The organism is Vibrio coralliirubri (assembly GCF_024347375.1).
GTDB lineage: Bacteria > Pseudomonadota > Gammaproteobacteria > Enterobacterales > Vibrionaceae > Vibrio > Vibrio coralliirubri.
Map to the genome: position 1 here is coordinate 606,037 of NZ_AP025471.1, position 25,938 is coordinate 631,974.

30 protein-coding genes are annotated in these 25,938 nt (G+C 44.2%); 6 read left to right on the plus strand and 24 right to left on the minus strand.

Annotated features, from left to right (window positions below; all coding sequences use genetic code 11):
* Positions 1–2: 2 nt before the first annotated feature.
* The 7 genes from OCV20_RS19205 to OCV20_RS19235 form a co-directional block, all read right to left on the minus strand.
* On the minus strand, positions 3–209 hold the full coding sequence (locus OCV20_RS19205) for a hypothetical protein (RefSeq protein WP_048613587.1): 207 nt from the start codon (positions 207–209) through the stop codon (positions 3–5).
* Positions 209–346, minus strand: a complete 138-nt coding sequence (locus tag OCV20_RS19210) for a hypothetical protein (RefSeq protein WP_202910160.1) — start codon at positions 344–346, stop codon at positions 209–211. Before OCV20_RS19210 ends, OCV20_RS19205 begins: the two co-directional genes overlap by 1 nt.
* Before the next feature lie 10 nt (positions 347–356).
* Entirely contained in the window at positions 357–626 is a 270-nt protein-coding gene (locus tag OCV20_RS19215; protein ID WP_086775895.1) for a hypothetical protein, read from the minus strand.
* A 9-nt stretch (positions 627–635) separates the two neighbouring features.
* Positions 636–1,457 (minus strand): major capsid protein P2, encoded by an 822-nt coding sequence (locus OCV20_RS19220; RefSeq protein ID WP_048613583.1) that lies wholly within the window; start codon positions 1,455–1,457, stop codon positions 636–638.
* An 11-nt stretch (positions 1,458–1,468) separates the two neighbouring features.
* Complete coding sequence (locus OCV20_RS19225; RefSeq protein ID WP_016787086.1) at positions 1,469–1,600, minus strand: hypothetical protein; 132 nt, start codon at positions 1,598–1,600, stop codon at positions 1,469–1,471.
* Positions 1,601–1,705: 105 nt separating this feature from the next.
* Positions 1,706–2,425 carry a hypothetical protein gene (locus OCV20_RS19230; protein ID WP_241902312.1) on the minus strand — a complete coding sequence of 240 codons (720 nt, stop codon included), beginning with the start codon at positions 2,423–2,425 and terminating at the stop codon, positions 1,706–1,708.
* Positions 2,394–2,888, minus strand: coding sequence for a hypothetical protein (locus OCV20_RS19235; protein WP_086775894.1), 495 nt, complete (start codon positions 2,886–2,888; stop codon positions 2,394–2,396). Before OCV20_RS19235 ends, OCV20_RS19230 begins: the two co-directional genes overlap by 32 nt.
* Positions 2,889–2,905: 17 nt before the next feature.
* On the opposite strand from OCV20_RS19235, the gene OCV20_RS19240 reads away from it, so the two are divergent.
* Positions 2,906–3,103: a hypothetical protein gene (locus tag OCV20_RS19240; RefSeq protein WP_261881483.1), complete on the plus strand. Its 198-nt coding sequence runs from the start codon at positions 2,906–2,908 to the stop codon at positions 3,101–3,103.
* A gap of 237 nt (positions 3,104–3,340) precedes the next feature.
* On the opposite strand, the gene OCV20_RS19245 is transcribed toward OCV20_RS19240, so the two are convergent.
* The 3 genes from OCV20_RS19245 to OCV20_RS19255 all read right to left on the minus strand — a co-directional run bounded on the left by OCV20_RS19245 (position 3,341) and on the right by OCV20_RS19255 (position 4,884).
* Positions 3,341–3,580 carry a hypothetical protein gene (locus OCV20_RS19245; RefSeq protein ID WP_048612119.1) on the minus strand — a complete coding sequence of 80 codons (240 nt, stop codon included), beginning with the start codon at positions 3,578–3,580 and terminating at the stop codon, positions 3,341–3,343.
* 529 nt (positions 3,581–4,109) lie between these two features.
* Positions 4,110–4,706 (minus strand): hypothetical protein, encoded by a 597-nt coding sequence (locus tag OCV20_RS19250; protein WP_086775892.1) that lies wholly within the window; start codon positions 4,704–4,706, stop codon positions 4,110–4,112.
* 16 nt (positions 4,707–4,722) lie between these two features.
* Positions 4,723–4,884, minus strand: a complete 162-nt coding sequence (locus tag OCV20_RS19255; RefSeq protein ID WP_193840767.1) for a hypothetical protein — start codon at positions 4,882–4,884, stop codon at positions 4,723–4,725.
* A 130-nt stretch (positions 4,885–5,014) separates the two neighbouring features.
* On the opposite strand from OCV20_RS19255, the gene OCV20_RS19260 reads away from it, so the two are divergent.
* The 3 genes from OCV20_RS19260 (at position 5,015) to OCV20_RS19270 (ending at position 9,198) form a co-directional block, all read left to right on the plus strand.
* The gene (locus OCV20_RS19260; protein ID WP_048613574.1) at positions 5,015–5,287 is read left to right on the plus strand and encodes a hypothetical protein; all 273 of its coding nucleotides are present in this window, start codon (positions 5,015–5,017) and stop codon (positions 5,285–5,287) included.
* Positions 5,288–5,435: 148 nt separating this feature from the next.
* Entirely contained in the window at positions 5,436–6,782 is a 1,347-nt protein-coding gene (locus OCV20_RS19265) for an ISNCY family transposase (RefSeq protein WP_108721727.1), read from the plus strand.
* A gap of 1,147 nt (positions 6,783–7,929) precedes the next feature.
* On the plus strand, positions 7,930–9,198 hold the full coding sequence (locus OCV20_RS19270) for a GGDEF domain-containing protein (RefSeq protein WP_086775717.1): 1,269 nt from the start codon (positions 7,930–7,932) through the stop codon (positions 9,196–9,198).
* 707 nt (positions 9,199–9,905) lie between these two features.
* Here OCV20_RS19270 and OCV20_RS19275 read toward each other — a convergent pair.
* The 9 genes from OCV20_RS19275 to OCV20_RS19315 form a co-directional block, all read right to left on the minus strand.
* Positions 9,906–10,058, minus strand: coding sequence for a YoaH family protein (locus tag OCV20_RS19275; protein WP_004731009.1), 153 nt, complete (start codon positions 10,056–10,058; stop codon positions 9,906–9,908).
* Between the two features lie 41 nt (positions 10,059–10,099).
* Positions 10,100–11,239 carry a conjugal transfer protein TraF gene (locus OCV20_RS19280; protein WP_086775716.1) on the minus strand — a complete coding sequence of 380 codons (1,140 nt, stop codon included), beginning with the start codon at positions 11,237–11,239 and terminating at the stop codon, positions 10,100–10,102.
* Between the two features lie 50 nt (positions 11,240–11,289).
* A complete protein-coding gene (locus tag OCV20_RS19285; RefSeq protein ID WP_086775715.1) occupies positions 11,290–12,177 on the minus strand; it encodes a DUF2861 family protein in 888 nt (295 codons plus the stop codon).
* Positions 12,177–12,836, minus strand: coding sequence for a response regulator transcription factor VxrB (gene vxrB / locus OCV20_RS19290; RefSeq protein ID WP_017060099.1), 660 nt, complete (start codon positions 12,834–12,836; stop codon positions 12,177–12,179). The genes OCV20_RS19285 and vxrB overlap by 1 nt, the downstream gene beginning before the upstream one ends.
* Positions 12,811–14,283 carry a sensor histidine kinase VxrA gene (vxrA, locus tag OCV20_RS19295; protein WP_048608294.1) on the minus strand — a complete coding sequence of 491 codons (1,473 nt, stop codon included), beginning with the start codon at positions 14,281–14,283 and terminating at the stop codon, positions 12,811–12,813. The genes vxrB and vxrA overlap by 26 nt, the downstream gene beginning before the upstream one ends.
* 288 nt (positions 14,284–14,571) lie before the next feature.
* Positions 14,572–15,969: a Re/Si-specific NAD(P)(+) transhydrogenase subunit beta gene (gene pntB, locus OCV20_RS19300; protein ID WP_050647148.1), complete on the minus strand. Its 1,398-nt coding sequence runs from the start codon at positions 15,967–15,969 to the stop codon at positions 14,572–14,574.
* Positions 15,970–15,979: 10 nt separating this feature from the next.
* Positions 15,980–17,527: a Re/Si-specific NAD(P)(+) transhydrogenase subunit alpha gene (gene pntA / locus OCV20_RS19305; protein ID WP_086775714.1), complete on the minus strand. Its 1,548-nt coding sequence runs from the start codon at positions 17,525–17,527 to the stop codon at positions 15,980–15,982.
* Between the two features lie 300 nt (positions 17,528–17,827).
* Complete coding sequence (locus OCV20_RS19310) at positions 17,828–18,109, minus strand: HlyU family transcriptional regulator (RefSeq protein WP_004731023.1); 282 nt, start codon at positions 18,107–18,109, stop codon at positions 17,828–17,830.
* A 39-nt stretch (positions 18,110–18,148) separates the two neighbouring features.
* Positions 18,149–18,517 (minus strand): late competence development ComFB family protein, encoded by a 369-nt coding sequence (locus OCV20_RS19315; protein ID WP_017060104.1) that lies wholly within the window; start codon positions 18,515–18,517, stop codon positions 18,149–18,151.
* A 477-nt stretch (positions 18,518–18,994) separates the two neighbouring features.
* Between OCV20_RS19315 and OCV20_RS19320 the strand changes: the two genes are divergently transcribed.
* Positions 18,995–20,236, plus strand: a complete 1,242-nt coding sequence (locus tag OCV20_RS19320) for a GGDEF domain-containing protein (RefSeq protein ID WP_086775713.1) — start codon at positions 18,995–18,997, stop codon at positions 20,234–20,236.
* 145 nt (positions 20,237–20,381) lie between these two features.
* Here OCV20_RS19320 and OCV20_RS19325 read toward each other — a convergent pair whose 3' ends face one another.
* Positions 20,382–21,392, minus strand: coding sequence for a Solitary outer membrane autotransporter beta-barrel domain (locus tag OCV20_RS19325; RefSeq protein ID WP_086775712.1), 1,011 nt, complete (start codon positions 21,390–21,392; stop codon positions 20,382–20,384).
* Between the two features lie 78 nt (positions 21,393–21,470).
* Positions 21,471–22,442 (minus strand): diguanylate cyclase, encoded by a 972-nt coding sequence (locus OCV20_RS19330; RefSeq protein ID WP_202910154.1) that lies wholly within the window; start codon positions 22,440–22,442, stop codon positions 21,471–21,473.
* Between the two features lie 131 nt (positions 22,443–22,573).
* Here OCV20_RS19330 and OCV20_RS19335 point away from each other — a divergent pair, with 131 nt between their 5' ends.
* Positions 22,574–23,011 (plus strand): DUF3069 domain-containing protein, encoded by a 438-nt coding sequence (locus tag OCV20_RS19335; RefSeq protein ID WP_017069091.1) that lies wholly within the window; start codon positions 22,574–22,576, stop codon positions 23,009–23,011.
* Positions 23,012–23,323: 312 nt separating this feature from the next.
* Here OCV20_RS19335 and modC read toward each other — a convergent pair whose 3' ends face one another.
* Genes modC through modA form a run of 3 tightly spaced genes read right to left on the minus strand, consistent with a single transcriptional unit; the run spans position 23,324 to position 25,884 of the window.
* Positions 23,324–24,430 carry a molybdenum ABC transporter ATP-binding protein ModC gene (gene modC, locus OCV20_RS19340; RefSeq protein WP_086775710.1) on the minus strand — a complete coding sequence of 369 codons (1,107 nt, stop codon included), beginning with the start codon at positions 24,428–24,430 and terminating at the stop codon, positions 23,324–23,326.
* A complete protein-coding gene (modB, locus tag OCV20_RS19345; RefSeq protein WP_019822703.1) occupies positions 24,427–25,125 on the minus strand; it encodes a molybdate ABC transporter permease subunit in 699 nt (232 codons plus the stop codon). The genes modC and modB overlap by 4 nt, the downstream gene beginning before the upstream one ends.
* Positions 25,126–25,884, minus strand: a complete 759-nt coding sequence (gene modA, locus OCV20_RS19350; protein WP_086775709.1) for a molybdate ABC transporter substrate-binding protein — start codon at positions 25,882–25,884, stop codon at positions 25,126–25,128.
* Between the last annotated feature and the right edge of the window lie 54 nt (positions 25,885–25,938).

Genomic DNA, 25,938 nt, shown 5'->3' on the forward strand with positions numbered 1-25,938 from the left:
GGCTAGCGTTTCGACAGCGCATACAACGCAAATAGCGCCATCAACACAATGAACCACCACGGCATTCCTTTGGATTCACCGATGCTGATGTGCCCGCCTTCGAATCCACTGTTATTCGTGGTGTTACCTGACGTTCCAGAAGTCGCAGGCCCTGCCATACCTCCTTGCAAGCCGCCACCACCCGTTAGTGATGTTAATGATCCGAGCATCATTGCCCTCCTTTAAACCAAATCCATGAAGCAATGATGAGCACCACAAACAGCACTTTGGTTATTCCTTTGCTCGCGCTGATCCCAATAAGACTGCCCGCGCCTACGCCGCCTAATACCCAAAACACTAATGGCATGACCTTCTCCCTATTTTCGAAATGCGAGTACGCCTAATAACAGCACCACCACCAAACCAATTCCGCCACCGACATACAGCAAGGTTTGATCAGCCTGACGCTGCCCCTGCGGTGTGGTCACGGCGTTCCCTCTGTCATCGACGACAGGATGATTCGGTTGTTGAGTCTTATCTGGGTTAGTTGATTGGTCATTACTCGGAAAAAGCCACGATGCGTTTTCCCCCACGGAATCCAAAGCACCCGACCCAAACTCTAAGAGATCATCAAAGAAGCTTTTCATCGCCGTTCCTTATCCCGTACCACTTTGCAGCACTTCAGGACGTGTGACTTTGACCGATTCCACTAAGATAGGTATCGATCCAGGGACATCCGTTGTCGTGACAGAAAACTTAAGGTTTGAGCTGTGCTGTGTTGGAAACAACTCATCAATAGAGAACCCGCGAACAATTGGGTCAAAATGAAAATAGCCGTCTTGTGGCGTACGTTGATTACGCTTGGCATTAGCCTCTGAAATAAAGGTGTTGGCTTCGTACTCTTTGACAAAATCACGCTCTATCTCGAGTTTGCTGATGTTGTCGTGCATAAAGTGCATGCGCCTGATGCTGATAAGTGGGCTCGTCACCAAGTTGGTGAACTCGTTCTCGCCTTGAGCATTAGCGGGCATGGTTTCGCGTTTGATCATTGGAACCAACACTCGCATGGCTTGCGAATTACTCACCCATGCATGAACTTGAATGGACAACGGCGTCGCGTTGGCCGCTTTGCTCTTGAACTGAATATCGAGGTGGATGTTATCGCCAAGCTCTGTGACTAAACCGGTGTAACGCACTCCGTTTTTAGTACGCGCCACAATGTCACTGAACGGGATAACAAAATGCCCCGCAATGGCATCACGTCGCTTATAACGCTCTAGCATCAATAGCTCTTCGCCACTCAGGACATAGATCTCTTCTGCATTGAGCGTAATAGCGATACGTAACATATCCGCCGCGCTCGCGTTGGTTTCGAGAATAAGTTCGTGGTATGTCGGGCCATTAGGGATAGGCAACGTGCCTTTTTGTCCCCACGACGCGCCAACCATCGAATTGAGTTTGATTGGTTTGACTGACATCGTGATCCCCTTTAGAACCAGCCAGAACGACCGAGTAACTTGTCTAGGCCACCGACTTTATTATTCACGGCAAAGACGATTGCACCCGTCGTTACCGCCGCAATTCCGGCGACAATCGCCACGTTTTTCACATTCAATCTCATGGGAGTTCCTTTAGAATGATTGATGCTGTTAACGTGGCTCTTTCATATCAGGATCACCAGTCCCTAAAGCCTGTTAGGTAAAGGGTTTAATCTATTAGGTTACCTTTATCGGTTTGGGTAGATTTTACCTTGCTGCCATTTCCCTAAACCCGGGGATTTGAGGATGTAATCGGCGAACTTTTTACGCCCTAAATGCTCACGGTCTACGCAGCTCTGCAGCGAAAGAATGGCGTCGATCGGAATGTCGAAATACTCAGAGATATACTTGGCGTTACGCCTTGAACTAACCGCACCAACATACACATATTTGGATTCATCAAGCACCGTCTTTGGTACTTCTTGCCCGCGTTGAAACGTCGCATGCATAACCAAACCAAATCCGCGTCCACCGGTCCATAACTCGCCAGCAATGCCATCGAGTTTGGACGGTGAATGCGTGAACTTGGCTAACTCTTCAATCACGCAATGCAGCTTTTTAGGATGGTGGCCATTACCCAATGACCACACCATATTAGCGAACTGCTCAAGGTTCTCTCGCGTCCGATCTTGTTCAACCAACGCCAAACGAAACGCGGCCTTTTTCTTACGAGCAAACCACGCTTTATGATAGAACTCGTCAAAGCTGTAACACGCTTGCACGCGACCACCTTTAAGTGGAGCCTCAAGATGCTCACTGTAGGGATCAAACATTACCACTTGAGACTGGCGCTCAATGAAGTTAAGCCGGCGAATGGCCGTGGTTTTACAACTGCCCGTCGTCCCCATATAACAAACATGCTCGGCATTGTGGGCGTTATTCTTGTTCACTGGATTGGGCAGCTTCACCATCAGCCTCCTGTGGCGTTTCCGGCTCGGTTGCGTCAACTTGGGCTTGCTTCAATTGACGTACTTGTTTGGCACACCCGCCGATCAAGGTCATTGAGGCCATCGCAAAGATGAACTCACCCTGATATTGCCCGAACCATTTTAATCCTACCGGACCGTATTTTTGGAGCATAGGCGATGCCGCATCTAGCCATTGGTTACCGGCTTGGGTTTCAATTTCAAATGGCACATCGAAGACGCTGGCGACGGTCATTTCCACCACGCCCAAGCCATACGACAACATCATGCGCGCGTCTTCTTCACCGAAGCTGATACCTTCAGATATTGATTCGGGCTCTTGAGGATCTTCTGATTGTTCCGTTTGCTCTCGTTCTTGTCTCAACGTATTCACCGCCTCTAAGGCTTGTTGATCACGTTCATCCAAAACGTTGTCATCATTATTGGTTGGCGTATCAGTGCTCATGGCTGACTCCTGATGTTTTGTTGGTTGATAACGCGATCCACAAGAGGCAGCACGTTCCAATTAATGCCAATAATGACCAACCTAACCGAAGGTTTGTGGTTTCGGTGGTTACGCTCTCTGACGGTTCAATCACGCAAGAAGCCTTATACGACTTGGTTTCGTTGGTTTTCGATGATGGCGTTGGGTTAGACTTACCACCACCACTGGATGTATAACCAGTAGTGGCTTTTTCTGGACTGGAAACCATGTGGTTTGTTAACCAGTCTTGAAACGGTTTACCTGCACTTTGATTGGTTTTGCAACGTGGGCATATCGTATAAAGCTGGCCGAGCCGGCGCTTGTTTTTAGGCGGGTCGCCTCCTTCGAGGATTTTGTGCTCGCCAACGGCATGTATCGTGCACACTTCACCGCACCCGTGTGTTGGGCACGCAATGTAGCCTTTGATTGGATTCTTACTGGCCATGGTTCGCCTCCAACTCACACAATCTAAGGTGGAAGTTCTCCATGAGTGCTTTGAGTAATTGGGTCGACGTGGCGATATGATGACTGGCTTCTTGCGCCGCTTGGATAGCGGCTATGGGCTTTTTCAAAGCTGGGATACTGTCCCAGTCCGGTACCGACTGAGTGAGCGTCTGTTGCACGCTCTCCAGTTCCCTAACCAATTGATGGTAAGTCTGTTGGTGGTGATTCATTGTTTTTTCCTCTGTCTCACGACGTTGGTTGTCCCTGTCTCCTCGACGTTAACTAATAGATTATAGCAATCAAATCATAAAACCTAATAGGTTTTGGTTATCAAAATCCAAATTCAATCCCGCCTTCTTTTCCTGCTAAGCCGTCGCGCAGCGACTCAAAGTTGGTGGCTGTTCAACGTTTACCGTGTTTATCGCCATGCTGCCCAAGGTATCGCACCTGTTAAGCTCCAGCTCGCTTGAGAGCACGTAGAGCGCCATCATTATCGAAGTTATCCCCGTGTTTCACGGGGTAACAGTAACTCTCCCTTACATCTATCTTTAGATAGATCACTAGTCTTTAGACTATGCGTTGGGATCTTGTGGGATAACGTCATGGAGTAGTTATGACGGCCATACATGTGTTACTGACGTGCTTATCCACAACTCGAGATCCACTGGCTCAAACTCGGTCATTATGAGGACTATATTGGCGAAAACAGGTCAAATATGAGGGTTTAGACGGATCGAGGCGCAGTTTGGCCTATGTACTTTAAGGGAAAGTAACTGCGTTAGTTTGAGTCGCACGACGGGCAAACTTACGCAATAAAGTGATGGGTGTGAGTAAATAACGAAGGTGAACGCCGGTTAAGGCCGATAATTTCTTTAGGTTCTTGGTCGCGGCTTGTTTTGCGTTCAAGTACGCCAAGTTCAAACCAATATCGCGGAAATACTTGTCTGTTATACGCTTTATCGACGCCAGTCCGTACCAATCTCCATTAATGTTTTCGCGTGGTTGTTTCGACGTGATCCACCCACGATCTTTTGCATACTTCACGCACTGTTTAACTCGCCATTCAGGTAATCCGGTTCCTTTCGCGACATTCGCCCATGTACGCAATAAGAAACCATTCGCGGTCACCACGCCGACTTTACTGGTTCTAAATTCGAGTTCGCTGACAAGGTAATCCATGACGCGCGCGACATCAGTTAGATACTGCCGTTGTGTGGACTTGCCAGATGGCGACAACAAGTAATCGTATTGAGATGGGTTATCAAGCAGTTTAATCCAACGGCCACGATTCAGCGCCGCTAGAGGACGGGCACTTCGTTTACGTTGAGAGGTTTTCTTTGGGCAAAGTTGGTTCATAACAAATCAAAGCCTATTAAGCTCCCTTGCTACGATTTTTGACCGCCAATTTTTGGCGTTCTAAGATCTGTCTGAGTGAAACAATCAACAATCTGACACTCGATCTCAGCTTGCCATTTTTGACGGCTTGCTCTGCAGCATTTAGTGTTTCATCCACGTCTGGTTCATGATTTTTCATACGTCCTTCTAGCGTATATCTACCCCGATCAAGTTCACCCTATCCGAATTTTTACCTACTGGAAATGCCTGTCAGGGATGGTAATTCGGAGGGTTCTATCTTTTAATCGGTTCAAAGGACGGGAAATCATATGCACGCTATTAACTATACAAATGCACTTTTAGATAGAGTAAAAGCCAAGTATCACCTACCTTCAGAGTATCAATTAGCAAGAAAACTCAAAGTAAGTGACAAACGGCTCTACAACTGGCGAAGAGGCATCTCTGGCATGGATTGGGACGTCGCATTCGAGATCGGTGATATGTTAGGCGAAACGGATCAGAATGTGGTGTTTGGCCTTCTGCCTAACAAACAGAAAAATGAGAGAGTTATTAGAGTGTTAGAGGAAAACGGCCCCGACTAAATGGGGGCTCGTTCCTTTACCCCCACGTACATAATACGCACTTAGGATGTTAGAGCAATTTAGTAATGTCCGGTTTGAGCCATTTTAAAATGTCCTCCTAAGCTTACCTATATTGGTCTGCTTAGGAGTTATCCGGATGCTTATTACTATGAGTGAAAAAGATATTCATCGATTCAAGGTGCTTACTGACGTACGTGAAAAACGACTACGCCAAGTTGACGCCGCTATAATTTTGAATCTGTCTGCGCGCCATATCCGACGTTTGGTGAACAAACTGGTCTCTCTTGGTGCTCAAAGTCTTACACACGCAGCGCGTGGACGCCCAAGTAATCGACGCTACTCAGAACATTTCAGAATTGAAATACTGAAACTTATCCGTGAGCATTACTCTGACTTCTCACCAACGTTCGCTCTGGAAAAACTGACTGAACGACACAATCTATCCGTCTCTAAAGAAACACTCCGTCAATGGATGATCGCCGACGGACTGTGGCTTCCACATTCACAACGCAAACCTCGAGTCTATCAGCCTCGTTACCGTCGTGATTGCTTGGGTGAACTTATCCAAATTGACGGCTCCCATCATGACTGGTTTGAAGGCCGCAGCGACAAATGCTGCCTATTGGTGTTCATTGATGATGCGACTGGCCGTTTGATGAACCTAAGATTCAGCGAGACAGAATCCGCATTTGACTACATGTTGACCACGCGTGAATACCTCAATGAGCACGGTAAACCCATCGCATTTTACAGTGACAAGCACTCAATTTTTCGAGTGAATCAGGAGAAACACAAACAAGTTGGCCAAACTCAATACGGGCGCGTGCTGAAAGAACTGGCCATAGAACTCATCTGTGCCAACAGCTCCCAAGCCAAAGGCCGCGTTGAGCGAGCCAACCTCACGCTGCAAGACCGACTGGTTAAAGAGATGCGCTTACAAGGTATCGACACCATCGAACAAGCCAACGCCTGGCTTCCCTACTTCATCGCCGATTTTAACCATCGCTTTGCTAAGCCCGCTCAATACCCAAAAGACATGCATCGCCCGGTTCGAGAGTCCAAGCAAGAACTCGACGATATTTTCAGTTGGCAAGAAACCCGCAAGCTCTCAAAGTCGCTGACATTTCAATACGATAAAGTGATTTATCTCATTGAACCTACTGAAGAAAACAGCCGACTAGCGCACGAACATGTCAAGATACTCGACTACCCAAACGGTGAAATCGCCATCCAATACGGGCATCGAAAACTCGAATTCAAAACCTTCGACAAACTCGAGCACGTTCAACAAACCCAAATCGTCGACAACAAACGCCTCGGCCAAGTTTTAAAATTTGCTCAGCAACAACAAGAAGAATTCGAACAACAACAGCAACGAACCCGCAGTAAGAAAGCCCCCAAGCGCCGTGCACAACAAAGAGCCCTTCAAACAGCGCCTCGAGCCATCAACCCTGTCCTCACCGAACCATTCAAAGCTTCCAGTCGAAAGACCTAACAAGGGGACATTTCTATTTGGGACAAATGAGGACATTTTAAAGTGGGATTGACACACGTGTAGTTAATTCTAAAGGTAGTATTCTCATCTTTTGTCCTTAAAACCCTTGTTCCGACTGACTCTCACGCTTATTGCGCCGTTCAGAGTTTTCTTAGCGCATTTGAAATCAAATAATTATATGTGCGGCCGGCGTCTACACAATTCGATCTTCATTCAACAAATCTAATTGACGAGAAACTTTGTCCATCTGGTTTAACTTATCTTGCCACTCCTCTGTTTGTACTAATGGTTCGCTGTGCTGTGTGTAATTCTTGTGAGCATCGCTGTTGTTTCTTTTTCAGATTTCACACACGCGACCAATGTTTCTTATCAACTGTACATGCTGAGCTTTCGTTTAAATCCATCAGCTAATAAAGTTCGTGTGTCTTACGTAGATTCGCACACACACTTTTCAAACCTTCTTAACGATTCTCTCTAGAGTTAGTACTTTGTGTTTAGCGAGATTATTAAACGGCAATGGCTTTCCCATACTGTTTGAAACGCCATGCCAAACAAGCGCAAACATGTTTGCATAGATTCATTACACTTATTGCTGGTACACAACACCGATACTTGGGGGATCCATAATCACGGTTTACCCTGAAATTACGTTCAATTGGATTTAGGTAGCTTTGGTAATAAACCTAAGAGTTGCTTGAAACTTGTTTTGCTTTACCTGTTTTCTCTAGCTGATATGCCCGCTTTTAAAGTCGCAATGGTGTTACCGCCTGAGATTAGAAAGCTTATAAAGCGTTTAATGGTTTATCGACACATGTAGTCAACAAATAAAGTGACACTGTAGCTAGCTGTACAGCTAAAGCTTGGTCCTATGGAACACAGAATCAAGAATCAAGAATCAAGAATCCAAACAATAACTGTATATTTATACAGTTAAATTATTAACCCCTAAAAAACGTCACCTCTCGTATAAATACCGAACAAAAACAACGCTATTAAGGCATATATCGATCGCCGGGCGCATATTTTTTGGTGAACAACTACAGGTATTTGGTTTGTTGACCAAACGATAAGATCCAAAATCGAATCCCTAGTTGCGCCAGCATACTCCATCACGCATAATGTTACAGGTTTACGTACGAAATATATTATGAGCGACAAAGCATTCAGACAACTCAACATCTTCTTCTCTGTTTTTTGCCTGGCAATGACCGTGCTGTCGCTGATCTCTTTCCATACCATTATGGATAAGAACTACATCATCACACCAGACAGATACCCAACACGCGTAAACACGGACAGAGACCATGATGGCGGCACCATAGGGTCGTTATACAAGTCAAAAGACAAAATTGAGTTACAGTGTGACTTTAATCGTACCTATAGTTCACCTTTCTGTGAGGTTGAATTTGTTCTCTCTACTGAAGGTAAAGGCTTAGATCTCTCCACATTTGATTCTGTCACCATCAATATGGAATATGAAGGTCAAGAGGATCCACGGTTTCGATTCTACATACGTAACCAAGACGACAGCTACAGCGTCCAAGGCGACCCTATTTCTAACAAGTTCAATCGCTTAGACTTCTCATTGCCCGATAGAAAACATATCGATTTAGATTACTTCAATGTCCCTTTATGGTGGATTGACTACTACAACCACCCGATAAACAACAGCGCGGTGGATATTACTAACGCTGTTTCAGTTGAATTGGGGCTGGGAGCTAGCACGCTCAATGGCCACCATACTCTGACAGTCGAGAGCATTGTTTTCCACGGTAAGATTATGAACAAGGTTATGCTATGGAAGATCTTAATTAGCTTATGGGTAATCTACGCGGTCTGCTATGTCTGTGGGGCGTCATACGTAGCTAGACGAGCGAGAATGTTTTCAGTAAACCAACAGCATTTGTTAGCCCAAGAAATCGAAGAGTTAAAGATAAAGGCGACTACCGACCCTCTAACTGGCTGTCGTAACAGAACCGAAGCATTAGATACCTTTTATGATTTTGAGCGTCTTGCACAACAAGGAAAGACAATCCACATAGCACTGTTTGATTTGGACCATTTTAAGCATGTAAATGACCAATACGGTCATGAAACCGGTGATCAAGTTCTTATTCTGTTTGTCTCAACGGTGATCGACAACCTTGGTGAGCAATACTTATTGTATCGTTGGGGCGGCGAGGAGTTCTTGTTAGTTTGCATAGAACAAACAACGCTACAGTGTAACGAGACTATTGCTCAACTCTACTCTTCAATGGACGAAACCACTTGGCCCAAAGGGCTTAACATCACCGCATCCGTTGGTTTTACTCAACTTACACAGAATGAATCGATTCGTTCAGCCATTAAGCGTGCAGACAAGGCACTCTATCAAGCTAAAGATAACGGACGAAACCGAGTCGTTACGTTGGACTAAGCCTCACGAGACTTGTCTGCAGCACAATATTCAACGCTCTATCAACACGCATCAATACCCTGTTGATATCTACTCTCTATTTAGTCAGCAATTACACTTTTAACGGCTGACTAAACAAGCCCATAAGCTTTGCTCTCTCATCAGAATTCTAATCGATTCGCACACACACTATCAGTAATACCGCCATCATTAGCATTCTCAAATTGATACGCGTCGTTCCTTAATCGACTTCTACACAACTCCTTTACGCCTCGTAAGCTACCTAAATATTTATTCTGTAAAGCACATATGTGGCAACGAAGCTTATTTTGGACATTACCGCTGTGGCTTGTCTCGCCCTGTTCTTCGATGAACTCTTCTTCTGAACATTCATGGATTCTCATCCGTTAAAAATACAAGTCACAACGTCACTAGCCTTAAAAAACGCCATATATTTAGTGACTTAGCTATAGCGACAAGAATGCTGACACCTAAAGTGACGGTTGTTTTACTTTCAGATCTTGCTGTAATTTAATTACAACCTAAGGCCAAGAAAAGCCTGAAAAGTTAATTACTCTGACGTAACTTATTGAATAAGCAGTATTTAATAGTTTTGGGCAGGTCGGAATTTAGGGTAACTAAAGAGTAGGTATGTACGAGATAATATACCAGAGGGTAATATATTTAGTTATAGTGCACTAAGGCGTTAAAAAAGAAGGGCTGATGCCCTACTCTTCTTTATTGCTCATTTCTTCACGAATTTGCTCAGCAACGATTTTGATAGCTTGTGCTGTGCTGATGCCTTGGGTCATCATTTCTTGAATTCGTTCAACAGCTTTCTGTTGCTCTTCGTGAGAAAGGGTTGGTAAGTCGTTTAGCATGTTCTGCTCCTTTATTTAGGAGCAGAACTATATAAGGACTGTTAGTAACTAGCAAGGAAATTGATTGATGCACCCATTGCATTTTCGTTTGTGTAGTTCGCACTTAGATCTAGCTGAAACAAGTTCAATGGCGAGATACCAATACCAGCTGTCACTGTTCCTTCTGAATCAGAGTAAGCCAGGTTCTTGTAATACCCTCCCCTTAGCTTAAGCTGACGTAACAGGTCGACTTCAGTACCAACACGAATCATCTGTTCGTTGTCATCGAACGAAGTAAATTTCTCAGTCTCGTTTAGGTCGTAATCAACACTAAAAGAAAAGTAGTCCGATACGATACCTGCACCCACTGTGTAAACCGGCTCTAGTTGGTAAGTGTATTTACCGCCAACAAGGTTACTTTGAGAGCCGCTTGTTAATAACTGAGTTGTGTCTTTCGTCTCAATGTCTCTTGAGATCAAATTAGTCGCAGCTACACCCACTCGGAATGGACCGAAGAACCAGAGTGCACCAGCATCCATGTTGAACGCAGTTTCACCATTGCTGTTTTCTCGTACGTCAGACAGATCGTAATCTTTCACCGACGCCACATAATTGTATGTGTAAATTCGCTGAATCTTTGGTGTGATACCAAATGAGATATGTTGGCCCATGAAAGTTTGGTATTTAGCAAGAGAGAGGCCGACTTCGGCTACCCCAATAGAAACCGCCTCGACGGTGGACAGTTCAAGCTGCTGCTGTTCTGTACCACCAGTATGTACGTCAGGAGTTGCGAAAGATTCCGTGTAAGCTTTAGCAAAAAGGTTGGCCGCAACAAACTGATTTGGCAATGCAAAAGCAACAACGCCACCTAACTCAACGTTAGCTTGATTACCATCAAGCTTCTTCAAGCCATCCGTAATACCGCTACCGGATGCATCAAGCACGGCATCGATATTTGATTTCATATCGTCAGGGTCATTATAGTTACCGCCGAAACTTGGCGTGATCATTCCCATGTCATCATTACGACGATAAATCGCAACAAGTGCTGGGTTATAGAATGGAGCTGTTAGGAAGTTTGCTGAAACAACACCAACACCACCCATCGCATCACCACGCGCTTCAATGGCGTAGTTTGCTGCTGAAAGAGGAAGACTGGCGAATGCAATTGACGCTGCGAGTAGTTTTGTAGTTTTTTTCATGCCGTTTATCTTTGTTAGATCCCTTACATAGTTAACGGCACAATTTTAAATTACTTTAACTCTTCTTCGCTAGAAATATCATAAGTTTTACTGATAGTTTGTGCTTGTTCTATCGCTATGTCACCTTGCCAGCGTGAATGTACCATTGAAACCGCCAAAACATAACGATCATTGGGAAGTTCTTCGCCAATGAGGTTCATTGGATAATCAGATTCGTAGCTCTTGCCCCACACCTGTTCATAGTGTTCATCGACATAATCGTACAAACCGATGTCGAGTTTAGGGAGCGGACAATAAGGGTTCAGAAGTTCTTTTTTATCGATTCGCCAGGTGTCTTTTGAAGACCAGCGAACTTGCTGACGCATTGCAACTTCACCAAGGATAATCCAAGTACTCCAAGAATTTCCACCATCGCCTTTCACACTTAAACGATACAGACCCGATTCAAGTTGAGACGCTAAATTGTAACGCTTTTGGAATAGGCTCACCGCTGCGTTATTTACGACTTCATTTTCTTTGGTGAACTCACTATCAGATGACACAACCTTATCGACCCATTTTTCGAAGGTAATGTCTTTAATATCATTTTTGGACTCAACATTAATTGCGACACGAAATGTATCTCTGCCGGGGCTTTGAATAACGTGTCGTTTAACGACGACTGAACTGATCCAATCTGGCAGTGTTTTTCTTGTGAGGGTTTTACCACAATCTTTATTCAATGCCTGATCGAACAGTTCATTGAGGTGATCTTCTCGCGACTGAGAAGAGTTGATTTGCCAAACTTCCACTAATGAATCAAACATCTGAGGTAAGTCATTATCTAACAGATGTTTATGAACTTGAGTCAGAGCATCACTACTCTTAAACCAATCCGCTGCTTGCGCGGTGTTCACTACGCAAGAAAACAGTAATAGTGGAAGTAAGGCTTTTTTCATTACGCTTTCATCTTGTAACCAACGCCACGCAGCGTTTCAATTTCTAGACCCGGCAGTTTCTGTCTTAGTTGCAGAACGTGCGTGTCAACCGTACGTGTCGTTGGGAAATGGTTGTAACCCCATACATGGTCAAGCAATTCATCACGTGTAAACACACGTCCAAGGTTACTTGCCAAGAACAGTAGAAGGTCAAATTCAGTGCGCGTTAACGTTACTTCCTGTTCATTGAAAAACACTTCTCGTGTCGCTTTATCGATAACAAGATTCTGAGCGATCACTTTTGATGCATCTTGTTCTTCAGAATCTGGCAGGCGAAGCTGAGCACGAATTCGAGCAAATAGCTCAGCCTCTGCGAATGGCTTTGTTAAGTAGTCGTTTGCACCTGAATCTAGGCCCGCTACTTTGTCTTTTACTGTCACGAGAGCCGTTAGCAAAATAACTGGGATATCTTTCTTTTTCTTCCAACCTGGAAGTGAATCTACTGAGTCGCCATCAGGAAGTTGACGGTCTAGAATCACTAGATCCGCTTGTTCCCAGTAGCCTTCAACTTCAGAGATCAGTTCTGCATGCAAACATTCATATCCAGCTTGCTCAAGGCTAACTAATAAACCGTCAGCTAAATTTTTATCATCTTCAACGAGAAGCAATGTCTGTTTCACAAGGTATCTCCAAAATAAATGTTGTTGGGGGGCCGATAAGCGTCATGTGACCGCCCATTTTTCCAACCATAGATTCCACTATCGTCAGACCTAAACCGAGTCCACTCTTACTTACGAATGGCTTTCTTAGTTGCCCCCAATCTTTGCGAGACAAGTCTCCATTATCTATAACTTTGAATGTCAGCTTCTTGTCAGAAGTATTCAGTTCTAGAATTACTGGAGCCACACCGTATTTCACGGCATTTCTGATTAGGTTATCGATGCACGTTCCTAACCAATATACGTTCACTTTTGCAGCTATATCTTTGTTTACACGGAGTTCAATCCCCGGCGCAAAGTCTTCTTCAACTTTGTATTGGAGCCACTCTTCAACACTTGGCACCCACTCTGTTGCGAGCGGTTGGTTATCTGATTGCAGGTAATCTTTACTTGCTTCCGCCAACTGTCTTAAACGGCGTGTATCTTCACACAGCCTACGGAACTCATCATATACCGATTCTGGTAAGTGTTCGAACTCACGTCTGAACCCTTCCACCGTCAATGACAAACTCGCAATCGGCGTTCTTAATTCGTGCGTTAGGATTTGAAGAACCAGCATGCGACTCTTCATCTCTTGTTTCTTACTGTTCCAGCGGTAAATCGCCCAACCTAAGACAAGCATGATGTTGGCAATCACCAAGATAAACATGGCAACTTGCAGAAGCTCTGAATGATCTTCTATTTCCCAACACACGTTACCGCGCTGGACAAAACAGCTGTTGCCTTCTGAAGACAAGCTAAACGATAACCCAGCAAGCGTGGCGTTTTCATTCCAGACTGATTCTTTATACAGGTAATATCTGTCGCCGCGTTTTACCCACATCTCATCGAGCTCAACAAACATACTCGCCCCCGCTAGTAGCGCGGTGATGGCTTCGCTATCCATTTGTTGCAAGCGAGACAGCAGTTCGTCATGTTCGGTATTTGGTCGCTCTTGAATATGCATGAAGCGCTTTAGAGAGTCGAACTTTTCTGGGTACTTCTCAACGTATCGTGCAGCATAAGAACCACCACCAGGGTGAATTAAACCACTGCGGCTAAACCAACGGTCAGAAAGCTTGGTCCCTTTACACATTGCACGAGTAAAAACTAAAGGCTCAGTAATCAACGGGCTTAATGGCAGTTTGCCGCTACAGGTTTTTGATAACTGGTATAAGCGCTGGATGTCTTTTAATGGATACTCTGCTGTTTGTGGCAGCATAGAAGACGGCATGATCAAACGTGTTGGATAATCAGCCTGTAGCACTCGAATATCGTAAGATTCGATTGCCGTTTCATGATCAAAGAGTTTGGTGAAATTATCGATACGCTCAGGTAAAGAGTCAGCAAATGCGTTTGCAGACACAGACAACGTAGCGATAAGAAGAGTAAATGTTCTTTTGATGATCACAAACCAACGCAAATTCATATAGATCAACCAAATATATACCATTCGCTATCAAAGATAAATTTTTAACCGCATGAAAAACAGTGAGAATGGCGAGTTACAGAGATAAAGTCCGATATATTACGGCCATACTGTACAGACGTACTAGTAGACTGATTGACCAGCCCAACCTCAATTGCGATAAGTTTTGCATAAGCTTCGTCAACTTGGTAGCAACTGAGCTCACACATAGAATCGCATTCGTAAGATAAAAAAAGGAGCTCAAATGAGCTCCTTATCGAGTTATTACAGATTGCTTAGAGGCACTTTCTATAGATGCTCTAAGATGCTTAGACAACTCTTTTTAGCATCGCCAAACAGCATCTGCGTGTTCTCTTTGAAGAACAGTGGGTTTTGCACACCTGCGTAACCTGTATTCATCGAACGTTTGAATACGATAACATTCTGAGCGTTCCAAACTTCAAGTACTGGCATACCAGCAATTGGGCTGTTTGGATCTTCAAGTGCTGCAGGGTTTACGGTGTCATTCGCACCGATAACCAATACAGTATCTGTCTCATCGAAGTCATCGTTGATTTCGTCCATTTCCAGAACGATATCGTAAGGCACTTTAGCTTCAGCAAGCAGTACGTTCATGTGACCCGGTAACCTACCAGCAACTGGGTGGATACCAAATCGAACATTAATGCCCTGCGCTCGTAGTTTCTCAGTGATTTCATGTACTGGGTATTGTGCTTGAGCTACTGCCATGCCGTATCCAGGAGTGATGATTACTGACTTTGAGTTTTTCAGCATATCAGCCACATCTTCAGCTGATGTTTCGCGGTGTTCACCCTGCTCTTCATCGCCATCAGACACAACCACTTCTTGGCCGAATCCACCAGCAATAACGCTGATGAAAGAGCGGTTCATCGCCTTACACATGATGTAAGACAGAATCGCACCCGACGAACCAACCAATGCACCAGTTACGATAAGCAAATCATTTGCAAGCATGAAACCTGCCGCGGCTGCTGCCCAACCAGAGTACGAGTTAAGCATAGAGACAACCACTGGCATATCTGCACCGCCAATCGATGCCACTAGGTGGTAACCGAATGCGAATGCGATAAGTGTCATCACCATAAGCGCGAACATGCTGCCGTCCGCTTTAACGAACATAATCATTAGCAATGTAGAAGCAACGATAGCCGCTAGGTTCCACTTGTGCTTATGAGGGATGTTCAATGCAGACGAAGAGATAACGCCGCGAAGTTTACCAAACGCAACAATAGAACCCGTGAACGTCACCGCACCGATAAACACGCCAAGGAACACTTCCACTAGGTGGATAACGTGCTCTGCATGAATATCTGCAGGGTTGATAGAAACAGCAGCAGGTGGATCAATATAGCTGTTGTAACCCACAAGTACCGCCGCCATACCTACGAAGCTATGCAGAATTGCCACCAGCTCAGGCATCTCAGTCATTTCTACTTTTCTTGCGTAGTGGATACCAATACCACCACCGATCACCATAGCAATGATGATCCATACAATACCTGCAGAGTGAGGGCCAAAGATCGTTGCGATCAACGCAATCGCCATACCCGTGATACCGTAATAGTTACCTGCACGTGCAGATTCCTGTTTCGATAACCCAGCCAAGCTCATAATAAAGAATACAGCAGCAACAATATAAGCTGCTTGTACTAATCCTTCAGACATCTGTTACTCCTTAGTCTTTACGGAACATTTCAAGCATACGTTTGGTCACGGTAAAGCCACCAAAGATATTGATACTTGCAATTAATACGGCAATAAATGATAAGAACGTGACGACGCCACTTCCTTGTCCGATCTGTAACAGTGCACCTACTACAATGATGCCTGAAATCGCGTTAGTCACGGACATCAAAGGCGTATGCAGAGAATGGCTTACATTCCAAACTACGTAATAACCCACCACACAAGCGAGAACAAAAACGGTAAAATGAGATAAGAACGCAGCTGGAGCAACCGAAGCTACCCAAGCGAATGCACCAACAGCAATTGCCATGCCTGCCGCTTTCTTAATTGGAGAAACAGGTTCTTCAACTTTAGGCTCTGGTTTGGCCGCTTTTGGCTTAGCTTGTTGTGGTTGAGCTGAAACTTGAATCGGTGGAGCTGGCCAAGTGACCTCGCCCTCTTTAACGACAGTAACACCACGCAGAACAACATCTTCAAAGTCGATATTGATGTTGCCATCTTTCTCTTTGCAAAGCAGTTTCAAAAGGTTAACTAGGTTCGTTGCATACAGTTGAGATGATTGAGTCGGCAGTCGGCCAACCATATCAGTGTAACCAACCACCTTCACGCCATTAGCCGTTGTAATCACTTGATCCGCAACCGTGTATTCACAGTTACCGCCATTGGCCGCCGCAAGGTCTACAATAACACTGCCTGCACTCATGCTGTCTACCATCTCTTTGGTAATCAGCTTCGGAGCCGGGCGACCTGGAATCAGGGCCGTTGTAATGATGATATCGACGTCTTTTGCTTGAGCTGCATAAAGTTCTTCCGCTTTCTTATTGAATGCGTCAGACATCTCTTTTGCGTAGCCGTCACCAGCACTGGTATCTTCCTTGAAATCCACTTCCAAGAATTCAGCGCCCATCGACTCAACTTGTTCTTTAACTTCAGGACGAACATCGAATGAACGAACGATCGCACCTAAGCTACCCGCAGCGCCAATTGCCGCTAGGCCAGCAACACCAGCACCAGCAACCAGTACTTTTGCTGGTGGAACTTTACCCGCAGCCGTAATCTGACCCGTGAAGAATCGACCAAATTCATGCGCCGCTTCAACAACAGCACGGTAACCCGCGATGTTTGCCATAGAACTCAATGCATCTAACGCCTGAGCTCTTGAAATTCGTGGTACAGAATCCATCGCCATCACGTTGATGTTACGACTGGACAATTGTTCCATTAACTCTGGATTTTGAGCAGGCCAAATAAAGCTGACCAATGTTGCGCCATCTTTAAGAAGATCGATTTCATTTTTAGACTCGTCAACGATCGGAGCGTTAACTTTAAAGATAATATCGGATTTCCAAGCTTCACCTGCGGTGACAACTTTTGCTCCAGCTTGTTCATAAGCTGCATCTTCAAAACTTGCTAACGCACCTGCTTGTGATTCAACACAAACTTCAAACCCTAATTTTAGAAGCTGTTCTACCGATTTCGGCGAAGCAGCGACTCGCGTTTCACCTGCGAGCGTTTCTCTTGGTACACCAATTTGCATAGCTATTCCTTGACTATTGGCACGAATGACTTATTCGTTTGTATCTAACGACAACTAATACTTCAAGCGTTTTGTTCAAAGAACAGGAAAAGTTATTACTTATAACGATTTGGATGGAATTTGAGCGCTTCATTTGGATAAATGACGACCGTCTCGAACGAAGAGGTCAAACCACTTGCAAATAATCCTTTTAATAACAACCTACTAGCTGTTCTTTATCCCTAAAACTAAAAAGAGCTTTCAGCATATACACTGAAAGCTCTCTAAATTATGACCAACATCAATTCTAACCCTAATTGGTTAGCTAAATATATTGTCGCCCATTTGGTCGATGAACATCTGCGATTTTTTGAGCATCAATTCATCGGCATCTTGTTTGTTTGAAACAACATCTGAACGAATAAAACGGTGAGTTTTGATTTCACCATCGAATTCTTTCTCGATTCGCCCAGCAACACGGTATTGACCAGATTCTGCAATGGCATCTTGATAGATATTGAAACCCTTATATTCGACTGGCTCAATCTCTACTTTTTGTTCGGTTTTTTCTTTGCCACCAAATAATCTAGAAAAGAATCCCACGTTTTTTACTCCTTAAATGACCGTATTCACCCTAAACTATCATGACTGTTTACGGTTCAACAACGGCTTTTCATACCATTGCAATTCTACGTCATCGTCAAAATTGTGTTGACTAAATATAACAGGCACATTGTCGTCACGTTCACGTCTTCGATCGTCAATAATCATACTTTCTGCATTTTTGACTGCGATCTCACTATTGCGTTTATAGAGCACCAATTTGTCTTCTGGCAATGCTGACAGAAAATCGATATCAAAACGAATATAGATAGGTTTTAGCTGACCTAAAGCCAAGCAAGCGAGATCGGCCAACTGTTCGTTGGTATAACTAGACACATATTCCTCGGTAGCCAGTACATGACCTACCAGAGTTTCCATATAGTTATGTACATCAACACTAATTTGCATACCACACCTCCATTTGTAGCGGTTTTTTCTAGTCGCAGTCGTTTCTAAAGTTACTTGAAACCATGCAGTTCCTAATAGCTTTCTATAATTCAGTTATAGGTTTTACTGTCCATAGTTGAATCTAAGGCGTTATTTAATCTTACTCTGACTTCATTACAGATCTTACGTCGCTTAATGATAAGGTCGCTCAATGATAAGTGATCATCAAGTCCTTTAGGTGACAGCGCCAACGTAAGAGCAGCAGAGCAGATTTTGTTAAGTATCTATAACGACTAATTAATTTCTCATATATACTGTGTAGTTCGTTCTAAGGTTAATAGCAACTCAAATACATATAAAAATGATTGCACCAATAGCGACCTATGACTATGTTTTTGCTCTAATTTAGGCAAAAAGCTTGGCAATCGCTTGTTTAACCGTATCCTACGCATAGTATTAAATAATAAGATCATCAATATAGTTAGGCTCACCACATAAATGGCATCATCTTTTGTAACGTCGAGCATGTTTCGATTTTGCTTCCCTTTAGTCCTGTTAACAATTTTGCTCGTTGGTATGGACAACGTCATCCTCGTAACGGACTCAAATTTAGGGTTTGCTAGCAACCTCCCTTACATTTTATTGAGCGTTGCGGTTCTGCTATGCCACACATTCAGACAAGGTCGAATGGCGATGGTATCGGTGACCATGCTTGTGGCTTATCTGATCATCCAAGTTCGCTTACAAACACCTCTCAATACCGGCACAACACTATTAGAGCTCTCGTTACTTGCGGCATTAGTACCGGTCACTTGCTTACTTGTTTATGCCTTCCCTGATAACGGCGTAAACTCAAAGTCGATGCTGCTATACGCCATCGTTCTTGTTCTGTTTATGGTGTGGGCACAATTGATCGTCTCTCACTTCCATGCCGGCGGTTTTGAATCATGGAGTGATGGTCTTCTGTTTATTGTCAGAGACCTCTCCAAACTGCCTTTGGTTTTAGTGCTGTATAGCCTTTGCTTGCTTGGCCTTACTGCCATTCTCGTGTTGGTGTATAACCGCTCTATCGATGTTGTGGTTTATAGCGCTATCCTGCTTTCTTCTTGTACGTTCATATTCTTCGATATTCAGTACATCTCGAGCACCATGTTCTCGCTGTCAGGCACACTGATCATCGTCTATGTGATGTCTGCTAGTCATGATATGGCCTTTAATGACCAACTGACTAACATTCCAGGTCGACACGCCTTGGAAGTCGATATGAAGCACTTGGGGCGTAAGTATTCGATGGCGATGGTTGATATCGATCACTTTAAGCAATTTAACGACACCTACGGACATGACGTTGGCGACGATGTGTTAAAACTGGTGGCGCGCATTCTGAGGGAAACCACAGGCGGCGCTAAAGCTTATCGCTATGGTGGAGAAGAGTTCACGATTATCTTCAAAGGCAAACATTCGGAACAAGTTAAAGAGCATCTTCAAGCTCTGATTTCCGAGGTTCAAAACTACGACATGACGATTCGTAATAGCCATGAGCGCCCTGACGATCATGAAGTAGGTATGAAAAAGCGTGGTAAGAACGGCAAACCATCGGAAGTGGTGAATGTGACGGTGAGTATTGGATTGTCTGATAGTACAACCACCAGACATCCTGAAGAGGTGTTGAAGCTTGCTGACCAAGCGCTGTATAAAGCGAAAGAAACAGGTCGAAACAAACTGTGTGTTGACCGTTAACAATGGTTGATAGCGAAAGATATTGAGTGCTAGAGATCTAAATAGCTTAAGACGTTAATAGCACTCTGCTTCAATAACTATCTCTTTCAAGTACAACAAGCCTCAATTAGTTGAGGCAGTATTAGCTCAACTGGATAAAGAGAGCTTAATCTTGGTTGAAGAAGATAACCAAGCTGCCACCTTTTAAGCTACTTCCGTAGTTAATCGTAAAACCAATTCCCACGTTATCGACCCACTCATTAAACAGGTTTGGGTTAAGTAACCAGCCAACACTGCCCTCGTAGTAAGATGTGGTACCCATAGAGGCCACCGTGTCACCACCAATATCAATTCGTCTTATACTCGAGTACATCGATGTGATGTTCTTATCCCAACGCACGAGATCATAGAAAACCATGGCTTCATTGGCGATATACCACCCTTCTGGGTGACCGACATTGCCATTGTTCGCCTCGCCCCAGCCGATGCCATTAAAGTAATGCCAACTGGTGCTCAATTTATACTTTCCCCAGTCATTCTTATCTTCGTACATCAGCTTGATTTTAGGCTCGATGATGTAAGCCCAAGCATCAGTATTGAGATATACGCCATCCAGTTGGTCTTGAATAGGCTTTAGCAACGAAGCGCGATATTCATAATCATTGCGGTAGTAAGAGATGTGGTTACCGATTGCAGAGCTGAAGCTCCAATATTCATCTAACTGGGACACATTCGCGAATTCAACGTAGCCAGACACTACCGACTCTTTTTGAAAATCGTTTCTGTTTGCTGCAGCGTACTCAACATCGTTCTCGATCCGCAATGCCGACAAACGCAGCGTCACCTCTTGATGGTTGTCTTCAATGTAACTTGGTAGTTCAAATGTGTAAGGCAAACTGAGGGAGGTGATGTTTTGTCGACGACTTACCGAATCATTCGAACCGATGTCTTCATTGTCCAAACTAAATACTTTATTGGGATCAAAGTTATTGATACCAAATGTGAAAACATCTGTGTCGTTGAGCAATACACTGGTGGCAAAACGCTGCTCTAGCTCCTTTCTAAACGCATCTGATAACACGTTAGATGAAACCGTAGTAGAAGTAGCTAAACAAAGTACAGGGACAACCAGTGTCCAACATGAATGAGCCATAGAAAATGACTTTGATTGTGGCATGTCGCTTATCACTTAAAACACTTCCGAGCTCAAACGCTACTAGGATTATAAATTCAAATATCTAAAAGAGCTCGCCAACTAACGAGCAAGCTCCAAAATGTTGCGTTGTACGAAGGTATTTCTACCACTTTGCTTCGCTTGATAAAGCGCTTGATCGACCTTTTCGTAAATAGACGCAATAGATTCGCCACCTTCTGGCACAAATGACAACACACCTTGTGACGCTGTCACTCTATCCGATACCGTTGAGTGGTCATGAGCGTAGTTCATCTCATGCAATGCCTCTTTAACTCGAGTCGCGTGTACCTTACCGCCTTCACTGTCTGTATCGCTAAGAATCAGAACAAACTCTTCACCGCCATAACGACCGACAAATTCACCCGCACGAACAAACAGCTGTTTCAAGGTATTAGCAAGCCCTTGTAAGCACTTATCCCCTTGAATATGTCCATAATTATCGTTGTAAGGCTTAAAGAAGTCTACATCTAGAAGTATGACTGTCATGGATATATTACGTCTTCCGTGCCACGCTATGCTCTCTTCAAGCTTAGTATCCATATATCGACGGTTATACAATTTGGTTAGGCCATCTTCGTTGGCTTGTTGCTGCAGAAGGATGTTCAGTTCTTCGAGTTTGGCTGTGCTTTGTTTTAGCTCTCGTCTCATGTGAGCGATACGTTGCATCGCAATCAGCTTAGAATTCAAAACAACTTTGTTTACTGGCTTTATCAGGTAATCATCGCCACCAGCGTCAATCGCTTTTGCGATCATCTCAGGTTCTTCGTGACCACTAAGAAAGATGATCGGAACCCATTCTGGGAATCGGCTTCGAACCTCATTAGCCACTTCAAAACCATCCATCTCTGGCATGCTGATATCAAGTAACACGAGTTCAGGATCAAAATCAGAATAAACACTCAGGGCTTCTTTTCCGCTACCAACAGCTTCTACAATATGACCCAGTTGCTTGAGTCGGATAGCAAGTTGCATCCTATCTAGTTGAACGTCATCAACCAGCAATATGCGCATCGAAGATCCCTTTTCTATCATCACATCACCTTTATCTAGTGTTGAATATTCAAAGTAGCTCAAATTTGGGCTTAAATCATGCCCTAATCTCTATATTATATTGACTTTTTTACAGATCTTTTTAGCATTGTTTCTTTTTAAAGAGAAATACTATGTCAGACGCTACAAACAACGAACAACAAGAAATCGATTTAACCACCATCTCACCAGAACTTCGTCAAGTTATCGAATTTGATGGCGTGCCAAAAGAGATGCACTTTATGGTTACTTCTATTCACGAAGTGTCTGAAGAAGCAGTACGCGAAGCTTGGGACAGCCTTCCAGCAAGCGCACAAAATGTTTTAGACAACTTCGAGCAGTTCCACGCTCTAATCTCAGTTAGCCAAGCTTTCGCTGGTGTTAACGTGATGGAAGAGTTCCCTACTCTTAAACTTCCAGAAGACATGACTGACGAAGAAAAAGAAGAGTACCGTGCTCAACTGCTAGACCAAGTTCTACACAACTGTGTAAAAGACATGGTTAAACAAATCAAGAAAGCTCGTCGTGATGCTATCTTGAAGCGTGATTTCAAAGAAGTTTTTACTAAGTAAGTCGCTAGTCGCCTAAATCTAGGCAGAGCGCTAACAGTAATACTTAAGATTAAGCCGCATGTTGCTTTAAACACGCGGCTTTTTTATATCCGCTATTTTCTGTAGTTCGATCGTTAAGTCTGTATGTTCCTGTTGCGAACGTTCATATTATTCGACAAACAATATGCTTTAACACTCATACAGTGTGGCGCAAAACTGGCAGTTATACCGTATAAAAATGACGCATGTCTCCATTCATGGAATCAAGATCGTATTTTCAGAACCTAGAACCGGCAGTATCGCGACAATATTGAAAAGCAGACCTTCTCAGGTTTAATGCGTTACCGCGATATCTCTTTGAGCGACACTCACACCTTTAATTTGAGCGTAAACACGCTGCCCGATTTCTAGGTTCAATTCATCCAGCGCCCACAAAGTAATGGTTGCCCATAGGTAACACCCGGACTCTAACTCTAGCTCGACAGCGACACTCTGCTTATTTGTGCCTTGCTGGTGCGTCTCTACGCTTTTAATAGTGACAGGAAGGATGTTACGTATCGAAGTCCCTTTCGGCTGTTCTAGCGTGATAGAAACGTCATTTGCCCTAACTTGTAGCCTCACTGTCGTACCAAGCTCACTCGATACTTTCTGAACCCATAACGACGTCGACTTTCCTAACATCAGGCGAGACAGCGCATAATCGTCATTGTGTTCAGCTAATTTCGCTTCAAACAACGAGCTTTGCTCTGAAAAAGATTGCCAAGGTTGCATAGCTCTCGATGCCCACACCTCTTCCGTCACACCCGATGAAATCACTTTGCCTTGGTCAATAATCACAAGGTGATTTGCCAAGCGTAAGATTTCATTGAGGCTATGAGTGACATAGATGATCGGGATTTGGACTGTTTCGGCTAAGTTTTCCAGAAATGGCATCACTTCGCGCTTACGAGGCAAGTCGAGAGACGCTAAAGGCTCATCCATCAACAAAATGCTCGGCTTGGATAACAACGCGCGGCCAATCGCCACACGTTGCTTCTCACCGCCAGACAAACGAGCTGGGTATCGGTCAAGCAATGAACCCAAAGACAGCAGCGAGACTATTTGCTCAAAGTGCGCTTTATCGACGCTTTTCATGCCGTATTTAAGGTTCGCCGCCACCTTCATATGTGGGAACAATCGCGACTCTTGGAACACATAACCGACGTTGCGTTTGTGAGTCGGCAAATTAATGCCATTTTCACTATCGAACAGTGTCGTACCAGATACGCTGATCAAACCTTTATCGGGCTGTTTAAGGCCACTGATCGCATTGATGAGTGAGGTTTTACCCGCACCAGAACGACCGAAGATTGCCGTAATACCGCTACTTGGTAATTCCAAATCGATATCAAAGAAGGTTTCGCCAAGTTGTTGCTGATATTGGAGGATAAGAGCACTCATGCATTGCCTCCCAAGCGTTGTGCGGACTTTTTGTTAAGCCACTCGGATAGCATCAATGAACCCAGAGCTATCACAATAGAAATAACACACAAACGCGCGGCTTCCATTTCCGCACCAGGGGTTTCAATAAAGGTATACATAGCCAATGGAATGGTTTGAGTTTCACCTGGAATATTTGAAACGAAGCTGATGGTCGCGCCAAACTCCCCTAGGCTTCTTGCAAATGAAAGCATAGTGCCGGTAATGATCCCAGGGATCATCAAGGGCAAAGTGATCGTGAAAAATACACGAAGAGGTGACGCACCTAATGTTGCAGCGGCCTCTTCAAGTTTACTGTCTACGGTTTCTAGGCTCAATCTAATAGAGCGAACCATCAATGGCAGCGCCACAACCACGCAAGCGAGTGCTGCGCCCTTCCAGCTAAAGCTAAACACAATACCAAACACGTCATTAAGCCACGAGCCGATGATGCCTTGCCTGCCCATCATCACTAGCAGTAAATAGCCGATGACCACTGGTGGAAGTACCAAGGGTAAATGGACAATGCTCTCTACAATGCTTTTGCCTACAAATTGTTTCTTAGCAAGCAGCCACGCTAAACCAATACCGATAGGAATAAGCCATAAGATGGCAAACCCAGCGACTTTTAAGCTCAGCATTAAGGCTTGGTATTCGTATTCCGATAAATACATCATTTAACGCACTTCAAATCCAAAACTGTTCAAGGTGTCTTTCGCTTTTTCGCTCTTTAGGAAAGTATAGAACTCTTCTGCCACAACTTTATCGCTCAACTTCGCTACAGGGTAACGTATTGGTGTATGCAGTTCTGATGGGAACGTCGACACTAGGTTTACTTCTTTAGAAAGCAACGCATCCGTGTTGTAGACAATGCCAAGCTTAGCTTCACTGCGCTCGACTAAGGCTAAAGCCATACGAACGTTGTTGCTTGGTGCCAATCGAGTCTTCACATCGTCCCATACACCTAACGTTTCTAACGCTTCTTTTGCATAGATACCAGCAGGAACCGACATGGTGTTACCCACTGCAAGCCTTTCATTAGTAAGCAGTTCAGCCCATTGTTCACCTTTTGATAGGTCTAACGTTACCGATGTCTCGTTAGGGGAAATCAGCACCAGTTCGTTTTCACATAGATTTGTGACATTGTCACTAGAAACCAATTTACGGTCGACTAAATGCGTCATCCATTTCTCATTTGCCGAGATAAAAATGTCTGCTGGTGCTCCTCTTTCGATCTGTCGCACCAAAGACGACGTACTCGCATACACAGGAATCACATCGACAGAATGGTCTTTCTCAAACTCTTCAACCAACAGATTAACCGCATTGGTCATCGACGATGCAGCGTAAACTCGTAGCTTTTCCGCAGCAAAAAGATGACTAGAACTCAATGCCGAAATTAAGGCCGTGGTTAAAAGGAAGACTCGCTTTTTCATTGTTATCACTTATCTATTATTCGTTTAGGTTCTTTAGCTAACTTCTAAATGGCG